The sequence below is a fragment of the Sphingopyxis sp. genome (genome assembly GCF_036402335.1).
GTDB lineage: Bacteria > Pseudomonadota > Alphaproteobacteria > Sphingomonadales > Sphingomonadaceae > Sphingopyxis.
The window spans coordinates 1-9,179 of the sequence record NZ_DASWTD010000207.1; the positions used below are offsets into that span (position 1 = coordinate 1).

A 9,179-nucleotide genomic window follows, 5' to 3' on the forward strand; every position below is an offset into this window, starting at 1 on the left:
CCATCGGTATAGATCGCCGGATAGCGCGCGGCCGGATGCTTGTCGAAATCCTTCGGCAGCAGCACTTCGGCACCGATGTACATCGGCATGCCCCAGAAATCGGACAGGATCTTGCTCTTGATACGCACGCGCTTGATCCACGGCGTGTCGGGCTCACGCGCGATCGGGCCGATCTTCTCGGTCAGCGTCAGCGCGACGGGCGCCTTCGCGGCCGGATCGAGTCGGACGTCGGCGGGCTTGCTGTACGGATTGCCCGGAAACATCGGTGCGATGACGCGCTGGTCGTTCATCGGCACCCAGATCGTGTGTCCGTCGGCGCGCTTCGCCTTCTTGTACGGGACGAGCACCGCCTGAACGCTGTAGTCGCCGGCGGGCAGCCGATCGAGGCCGAAAGGAAAGCCGTCCGACGTCGCATCGAGCGTCACTGTCGCACCGGGGCGAAGATTTTCCACATCCATGCCGAATGCCGGCGGGCCGTTCATGCCGATCATCTGGCGCGGCTCGGCTTTGGCGGGCGTCCCGTCGGCCGGACGGCGCGTCGTGATCACGATCAGCCGCCCCGTGACGGGCTCGCTGACAGCGGACTGCGGCAGCGTAACCGAAAAGCTGACTTGCGCTGCCGCCGGAACGCCGCTCGCAAGCGCGGTTACCGCCAGGCCCCAGGCCAATAGTCGCTTGCCGTTTTTCAGAAAACCCATTCCAGCCCCCATATTCATCATCCGCTGTCCTGCACGATGATTGAGCCGACGGAATCCTCCACTCGCCGCGGCTGGCAGCCTCGCTTCATGATCTTGCCGGCAACATTGGGCCGCAAGCCGCCATGGCACGCGGCACTTCAGGGGTATCGTGAAATCCCGGCCTCAGTCGCGATTGGGGCGCTGGCCATATTGCCGGAAAGCCCCGAGAATCCGGTCCATTTCCGCCCGTTCGAGCAACTTCGGGCCGCCAATCGCAAGCGTGCCGCAATAGACCGCCGCCTGCTCTTCGATCTCCTCGGCGATCGCCATCGCCATCTCAAGCCCCGGCCCCAGCGCGATCAGGCCGTGATTGGCCATCAGGCACGCAAGGCGGCCATCGAGCGTCCGCACCACGCCCTCGGCCAATTCCTCGCTGCCGAAAGTGGCGTAAGGCGCGACGGGAACGCTCGCACCGCCGCTGACCGCGACCATGTAATGGAGCGGCGGGATTTCGCGGTGCGCGCAGGCGAGGATCGTGGCATGGCGCGCGTGGCAGTGTACGATTGCGTTCGCATCGGCCCGGCGCCGGTACAGGCCCATATGCATCCGCCATTCGCTCGACGGACGCGCCGATCCTCCGGCAACGCGCCCGTCGCCATCGACAAAGACCATGAGGTCGGCGGTCAGCCGGTCGGGCGTCACCCCCGACGGCGTGACGAACATGCCCGATGCGAAACGCACCGACAGATTACCCGAAGTCCCGCGATTGAGCCCGCGCGCATCGAGCGCCCGCATCGCATCGACAAGCTGCTGACGGGCTTCGTCTTCGGTCATCGGCTCTCTTCCCTTGCCGGCGTATCGCGCATGAACGCCATGGTCGTATCATAGCTTTCGAGCCGGCCCAGCGTGCCGACCCCGAGCGCGACCTGCGCCGCAGTCGCGACACCGAAGCGCAGCGCCTCGGCGGGGGCCAGGCCCCGCGCGCGGCCGGCGATATATCCGGCGCACAGGCCGTCGCCGCAACTGGTCGTATCGACGGGATCGATCCGGTGCGCGGGCGCATGGACTTGCCGGTCCGCCACCACAAGCAACGCCCCCTCGCCGCCCATCTTGATCAGGCAGCCGCCCGCACCGCGCGCGATGAAACGGCGCGCGCCTTCGACCGGATCGCCGGTTCCGGCAAGCGCATGAACCTCGGCGAGGCTGGGCATGAACAGGTCGACGTGCGGCAGCAACGCGTCGAGATCGGCCTGCGCCGCATCCGAAGGCGCAATCAGGTCGCACGATGTGAACAGGCCGCGCGCCTGCGCCTCGCGCAGCAGATCGGCGCCCTTGCCCGCCGTGCCCGGAAAGCCCACACCGCCCCAGTGGACGGCGGCGGTGTGGGCGAGCGCGGCAAAGACCGCATCGGTGACGGGCGCGAAGACGCTCGCCCCCATCATGTGCCAGTTCGGGCGGTCGCCGTTGGGGCGGATCGGCAGGACCGTGGTCGACGTCGGCCAGGCGGGGTCGACGCCGAGCAAGCTGGTATCGACCCCGGCGGCATCGAACATCGACCGGATCAACTGCCCCTGCGGATCGTCGCCGACCGCCGAAGCGATTGCGGTGCGAAGCCCGAGCTTCTGCGCTACGAGCGCCGTCCCGCCCGCGGTTCCCGCCGGCGACAGGACGATCTTTTCGACGATCTGTCCCGTCTCGCCCTCGGGAAGCGACGCGACGGGGTGCACCGCAATGTCGATCGTCGTCAGGCCGACGGCGAGCAGGTCGAATTGCATGGTCAGCCGGCCATCGCCGCCGCGAGCGCGACGAGGATCGGATGGGGGACAAGTTCGCTGCATCGCGCGGCAAGCGCCGCGAAAGCCTCGTCGGCCGCCACAAGCGTGACGTCGATGTCGGCGTCGGTCATCGCCGCACACAGGAACATATTATGCCACGGGTGCATATAGACACCGCGTGCGAGCATCTCTTCGGCCCAGCCGTATCCGACGCGGAAATCGGGATCACCTTCGAACATGATCTGCGGCATCTGTACCGGACCGGTCTGGCGCAGCGTGAAGCCATGCTTCGCTGCCGCCGCGTCGAGGCCCGTGCGCAGCCTTTCGCCCAGGCGGACCATATGTTCGAGATAGTCGCTCTCGCGGATGATCTTCAGCGTCTCGATCGCCGCGGCCATCGGCGTTGCCGACAGCCAGAACGAGCCCGTCGCATAGATCGAACCAGCGCCTTCGCGGCAGCTGTCCGACCCGAGCAACGCCGAAATCGGATGACCGTTGGCGAAGCATTTTCCCCAGGCGCTGAGGTCGGGCTGGACGCCGAGTTCGCTCCAGCTGCTCCCGCGCGCGAGGCGAAATCCCGCGCGGACCTCGTCGACGATCAGCATCGCGCCCTTGTCGTCGCAAAGCTCGCGAGCTCGCCGGGCATAGCCGGGCTCGGGCGCCTCCTGATCGACGAAAGCATCGTGGCGGAACGGCGATGCGAAGATCGCGGCGAGATCGTCGCCCGCATCCGCCACCGCCGCCTCGAGGCTGGCGACATCGTTATAGGCATAGGTGCGGACATGCGCGCGATCTTCCGCCACCGTGCCGGCGGGAACCGGCGTGCACCACGGTGCGGCGCCGTGATAGGCACCCTTCGCCACCAGCACGATCCGCTTGCCGGTCTCTGCGCGCGCGCTGCTCATCGCCATCGTCGTCGCGTCGGTGCCGTTCTTGCAGAACATCGCCCAGTCGGCGTGATCGACCATCGCGACCAGCGTTTCGGCGAGTTCGACCATGAGGGGCGACGGGCCGGTGAGCGTGTCGCCCACTGCCGCCTGCGCGCGCGCGGCCGCCTCGACGCGTTCGTCGCGATAGCCGAGCAGGCTCGGGCCATAGGCGCACATATAGTCGAGATAGCGGTTGCCGTCGGCGTCCCAGATATACGCGCCCTCGGCCTTGCTGAAGAATTGCGGGAAGCTGTCGGGCAGCATCCGCACCGATTCATGCCCGTACATCCCGTTCGGAATGACTTTCAGCGCGCGCGCGCGCAGCGCCGCATCCTGCACTCTGTTCATATCGATCTCGCTTTGCTTGTCAGAATTTCAGGACCGCCTGGACGCCGTAGGTCGCGGGGTCGTTGTAGTTGAGCTGGTCCATCGTCACGACCGGCGACACATAGGTCACATAGCGGGTGCCGGTGATATTCTTGGCCCACAGCGCCAGTTCGAGCTTCTCGTCGCGCGACAGCCACGACAGCCGGGCATTCGCGGTGCCATAAGGCTTCACGCGGCTGGCCTGCGCATTGTCGGGCGTCAGGAAGGTTTCCGACTGGAGGCTGCCATCGACGCGCAACCTGAGCGCGCTGTCGCCGGGCAGCGGCTGGGTCAGCGCGAAGCCCGCCGAGATCGCCACCTCGGGCGCGTTGACCAGCTTGTTGCCCGCATAATCATCGGCCGCGAGCGCGGTGAAATCCTTGTAGCGCGCATGCAGCAGGCTGGCGTTGACGAAAGCGTTGAAATTGCGCGACGGCTGCGCCTGCAGCTCGATTTCCAGACCGTAAAGCTCGGCATTGCCCGCGTTGAGCTTGCGCTGCACGGGCAGCACGCCCGACGTGTCGAAGACGAAGACCTGCAGGTCGCGATAGTCGTAATAGAAAGCCGCGGCGTTAAAGCGCAGCGCGCGGCCAAGCAGGTCGCTCTTGAAACCCGCCTCATAGGCGTAGAGCTTTTCCGACTGGAACGGCTGCAATTGCGCCGGGTCGCTCGACGAGCCGCCGGCGAAGCCGCCGCTGTTATACCCCTTCGACGACGAGGCGTAAAAGAGCAGGTCGTCGGTCGCCTGGAACGACAGCGCCGCGCGCCAGGACAGGTCCTTGAAGGTCTTCGACCCCGTGAAATCGAGCACCGGCACGGTGATCACATCGTCGAAAAAGCTGTGAAAATTGAAATCGATGCTGTCGACCGAATAGCGCAGGCCGCCGGTCAGCGTCAGCCGGTCGCTCAGCTTGACGTCGGCCTGCGCAAAGGCGGCCCAGCTCTCGGTCTTCTGCGTATAGGGATAGGCGAAATTGCCGATCGAATTGACCGGGTCGAGCGTACCCAGCAGATCGTCGGGGTCGCGGAAGACGCGGAGGATGTCGAACGCGCTTTCCGTGACGAGCTTGTCGTGGAAATAATAGCCGCCGACGATCCAGTTCACCGCGCCGCCGTCCTTCGACTGGAGGCGCAGTTCCTGGCTGGACTGCTGCGGCCGGTCGATGTAGGTCGCGGTCAGGACATTGTTGGGGCTCGCGTCGGTATCCTCGAGCGTGTGGCGGCGCACCTGTTCATAGGCGCTGATCGAGGTCAGCGAGACCCCGCCCATGTCGATGCTCGCGGTCAGCGAGCCGCCGAACACATTGACGCGCTCCTGTCCTTCGATGTCATAATCGCCGGCGTTCAGGTCGCCGTCGGTATCGGCATAGCCGAGGCCGTCGAGCGGCACGCCGTCGGCGAAATTGGGATTGCCCGCAAAATCGACACCCTGCCCGCGATGCTGGAACTGGCGCGCGCCGCCGCGATTCTGCCCGCCGTGCACGATTGCGCGGATCAATATATCCTCGTTCGGCGTGAAATCGACGATCGCGCGGCCCGCCCACATGTCGAGATCGTTGAGCTTGTTGCCTGTCACGCGGTTGAGGAGCCAGCCGTCGCGGCGCAGATAGGTGCCCGCTACCCGCGCCTTCAGCACATCGCCGATGATCGGCCCGCCGACGCCGCCTTCGACCTGCACCTCGTTGAAGCGGCCGTAGGAGACGGCGGCGTTGGCGCTGAATTCGTCGGTCGGTTTGCGCGACGAAAAGCGGATCGCGCCGGCGGTGGTGTTGCGGCCGTAGAGCGTGCCCTGTGGCCCTTTCAGTACCTCGATGCCGTCGCTGTCGAACACGTTGAACAGCTTGCCGGCGTTCGCGCCGAGGAACACGTCGTCGACATAGACGCCAACCGCGCCGGTGGTGTTCGAGTTGAAATCGCCGATGCCGACGCCGCGCAGGAACAGCGACGTCGTCGTGGCCGAGGTGCCCGCCTGCGAGGAGAGGCCGGGAACGAGGATGGCCAGATCGCGCGGATCGCGGATGCCGACCTCCGTGAGCGCTTCGCCACTGATCGCCGCGATGCTGATCGGCACGTCCTGGATATTCTGTTCGCGCCGCTGCGCCGTCACGACGATTTCGCCAATGCCCTCGGGCTGATCCGCAGCGGAAGAGGATGGTGGGGCGATTTCCTGCGCGGCTGCAATCGCCGGAGTCAGCGCCAACAACGAGACGGAAATCACTGCAAAACCGCGTTTCATCGCACTCCCCTTCATTATTTTCGGATATTTATCCGGTTTAGAGAGCAAGCAGCTACGCAAGAGTCAAGAATTTTTCACAATCTCCTTCTTCTAATCAGATAAAAGGTTGATTTATGCAGTCGCTTCGAAGATGCATGGGATACAGGGAGCGTGCATGACGACGAGTGAACTGACCCGAGCGGAAATCCGCCGCCCCGCGCAAAAGCGCAGCCGGGCAAGATTCGAAGCGATCCTCGACGGCGCCGAACGCCTGCTCGACACGCTGCCGCCATCGGCGATCAGCATCCACGCGATCGCCGCCGAGGTCGGGATATCGCCGCCTTCGATCTATCATTTCTTCCCCGAACCGCACCTCGTGTTCAGCGCGCTCGCCGAGCGATATCTGAAGCGGTTCGAGGAAGGCGTGCTCACCGAGGTGCCCGAAGACATCGAAAGCTGGCAGGAACTGCAAACCCTGCAGTATCGCGCCGGCCAGGCGTGGTTCAACGCGCACCCCGCGGCGCGTCAGGTGCTGCTCGGCGGCCCGGCCTGGTCGTCGGACATCCGCGCACAGGATCTCGACAGCAATTTCGTGATGGCGGGCCGCAGTATCGAAGTGATGACGCGGAAGTTCATCATGCCCGAGATTCCCGACCTCCCCGACCGGCTCGTCGAGGTGATCGTGATCAACGATGCGATATGGTCGCTGTCGATCCACCGGCACGGCCTGATCACCGACGAAATGGAGGAACAGGCACGCCGCGCGCGCATCGCCTATTCGCGCACTTTCCTCCCCGAATATCTGCCGCTGCGCGCCGACGAAAAGGCGCCGTCTTGACCGCCCCGCTGGCGCCGGTCAGCGGCCGGACGCTCGCGACGTCGATCCTGATCGGCTCGTGCGCCCTGCTTGTCCTGGGCGTCCAGCCGGTCCTTCTCGGCGCGCTGGTCCAGGAAGGCCGCATCGCCGAAGCGCAGGTCGGCAATCTGGTGACGATCGAGATGCTTTCCATGGTGCTCGGTTCGCTTGCCGGCATTGGCCTGTTACGCAAAATGGGTGCCCGCGTCGTCATCGGCCTTGCCGGACTTATCGTCGCAGCCGCCAATGTGGCGATGACTGGCCAGTCAGGCATGATGATGCTTTCGCTGTTGCGCATGGTGGCGGGCCTTGGCGAGGGCGTGTTGGTCGCTTCCGCGCTGGTCGCCATTTCCCGCGTGGCACGCGTCGAACGCGCCAGCGCCATCTTTCTTGCGGTGCAGACGCTGCTGCAGGCCGTCGTCGCGGCGGCGCTTCCGCTCGTTACGATCGCGAGCTCGCGTACCGACACCGCGCTCGGCGCGCTCGCCGCCGCCGCCGCGATCGCCGCCGCAGCGGCGCTATCGCTCCCGCAATATCTGCAGCCCGCGGCGCCCGACGCAGAACGCGGCGCAGTCACGCGGGCAAGCCTGACCGCTCTTCTGGGAGCCGGCCTGTTCCTCGGCGCCATCGTCTCGGTCTGGAGCTATTTCGGCCTCTGGCTCATCCGCTATGGATATCCTCCGACCTTTGAAGGCACCGCCATATCGCTTTGCCTCGTTGCGCAGGTTGTCGGCGCGCTGACCGCCGCACGCTTCGGCGAGCGGTTACCGAACCGGCAGACCATTTCCGCTTGCGCCGTCGCGGGCGCCCTGCTGGTCGCGCTCTTCTTCGCGGGCCGCGGTAACGCGACCGCAATCCTCGCCGTGAGCATCGCATTCGGCTTTGTCTGGCTCTTCACCCTGCCCTTCTTCGCCGGATGGCTGATCGAAATCGATCCGGGCCGCCGCGCGGTCCTTTATCTCACGGCGTTCCAGCTCGGCGGCGCTGCATTATTGCCTTCGCTCGCGGGCGTTGCCGTCGGCAGCTTTTCGGTCGATGCCGCGATGGTCTTCGGTGGCGCGATATTCGTGGTACTGGCGGCCGCGACATTCACCGGCAGGCTCGTAACCCCTCGCTGAAAAACGGCATTGGCCGGTTAGGGATCTTCCCGTCCCGGGCGCCCGTCAACACCGGCGGACCCGGGCAATGGCCGATTGTACATCTCTGTCGGCCCCGGATACTCGCTTCCGTCGTCCTTCCCTACCTCGCGCGCGACGAGGGCGTTTACCATGGCGTTGAGCCGCACCAGATTGCCCCGCTGCTCCGGCCGCGACGCAAGATTGACGATCTCGTCGGGATCCGCCTGCGTGTCGTAAAGCTCGAGATCATTGTTCGCGGAGAGATCGGCCCAGTCCTGCGGTTGCTGATGATGGGCCGGCGCGAAATAGCGCGCGAACTTCCACCGGCCGTCGTGGACGCCGCGGTGAAGGCGGCGACGCGACAGGTCGAAGCGTTCGGTGAACGGCGCGGTCGCAGGCTGACCTGCCTTCGGCGCCCAGCCATAGGCGACCGCATAGTTGAACAGATGCCCCCGGATGTCGCGCTCGGTCCGCGCGTCGGGATCGGCGAGCAGCGGCGTCGCGTCGATGCCCGGCAGGTCGGGATAATGCTCCTTTCGCCAAGCCATATCCTTGCCGCCGAGTGCGAGCAGCGTCGGCGCGATATCGACCGCGCTCATCAACCGGCGCGAGCGGCGGCCGCCCGGCGCATCGGGATGGACGATGATCATCGGCACGTTCGTTTCCTCGCGATAGATTGTGCCCCCCTTCTGCCGCATCCCGTGCGCTCCGGCGCGCTCGCCATGGTCGGAGGTATAGACGATGATCGTGTTCTCGAGCTGACCGCTCGTCTCGAGTGCCCAGAGAAGCTGGCCGATCCGGCGGTCGACGTCGCGAATGCAGTTGTAGTAATAGTTGCGAAAGCGCTGCCACGATGCCTCGTCGCCAATATCCATCGTCCCGTAGGTACGGACGTTCGATGCGGCGATCCCCCGATGCGCCTCCGGCTTGCCGCTCAGATCGTCGCGATGGAAGCTTGCCGGAAGTTCGAAGCCATTGTCCTCGGCATAGAGCGGATCGCCCGGCTCGCGGCGCAGCGGCCCCAGAAGATAAGGGTGCGCGCGCGTTTCGGTCTGCTTGCCGGTCGCGTCATAGAACATGATGTCATGCGGGTTGAGGAGGCCGACGACCATGAACCACGGCTTGCCCCCCGCCTTGTCGCGTGACTTGAAATCGAGAATGCTGCGCGAGGCGTCGGCGGCGATATATTGATCGTGCCGGTACCCGTCCCATGTCAGGCCGACCGCCTCGCCGTCGAACCCGT

Annotated in this window: 7 protein-coding genes and 1 pseudogene; 2 read left to right on the forward strand and 6 right to left on the reverse strand. The window is 65.5% G+C overall.

All coding sequences use genetic code 11. From position 1 onward, the window contains the following. The 5 genes and pseudogenes from VGD20_RS06540 to VGD20_RS06560 all read right to left on the reverse strand — a co-directional run. Positions 1-698: pseudogene (locus tag VGD20_RS06540) on the reverse strand (hypothetical protein); the annotation flags it as partial. Between the two features lie 162 nt (positions 699-860). Further along, positions 861-1,511, reverse strand: a complete 651-nt coding sequence (locus VGD20_RS06545; protein ID WP_331133681.1) for a class II aldolase/adducin family protein — start codon at positions 1,509-1,511, stop codon at positions 861-863. Then, a complete protein-coding gene (locus VGD20_RS06550) occupies positions 1,508-2,452 on the reverse strand; it encodes a sugar kinase (RefSeq protein WP_331133682.1) in 945 nt (314 codons plus the stop codon). The genes VGD20_RS06545 and VGD20_RS06550 overlap by 4 nt, the downstream gene beginning before the upstream one ends. Positions 2,453-2,454: 2 nt before the next feature. Then, positions 2,455-3,729: an aminotransferase class III-fold pyridoxal phosphate-dependent enzyme gene (locus tag VGD20_RS06555; RefSeq protein ID WP_331133683.1), complete on the reverse strand. Its 1,275-nt coding sequence runs from the start codon at positions 3,727-3,729 to the stop codon at positions 2,455-2,457. Between the two features lie 19 nt (positions 3,730-3,748). After that, positions 3,749-5,983: a TonB-dependent receptor gene (locus tag VGD20_RS06560; RefSeq protein WP_331133684.1), complete on the reverse strand. Its 2,235-nt coding sequence runs from the start codon at positions 5,981-5,983 to the stop codon at positions 3,749-3,751. Positions 5,984-6,137: 154 nt separating this feature from the next. Here VGD20_RS06560 and VGD20_RS06565 point away from each other — a divergent pair, with 154 nt between their 5' ends. After that, positions 6,138-6,800 carry a TetR/AcrR family transcriptional regulator gene (locus VGD20_RS06565; RefSeq protein WP_331133685.1) on the forward strand — a complete coding sequence of 221 codons (663 nt, stop codon included), beginning with the start codon at positions 6,138-6,140 and terminating at the stop codon, positions 6,798-6,800. Continuing rightward, positions 6,797-7,936, forward strand: a complete 1,140-nt coding sequence (locus tag VGD20_RS06570; protein ID WP_331133686.1) for an MFS transporter — start codon at positions 6,797-6,799, stop codon at positions 7,934-7,936. The genes VGD20_RS06565 and VGD20_RS06570 overlap by 4 nt, the downstream gene beginning before the upstream one ends. A gap of 17 nt (positions 7,937-7,953) precedes the next feature. Here the strand turns inward: VGD20_RS06570 and VGD20_RS06575 are convergent. Then, positions 7,954-9,179: sulfatase-like hydrolase/transferase (locus VGD20_RS06575; RefSeq protein WP_331133687.1), on the reverse strand; the 1,226-nt coding region annotated here is incomplete at its 5' end.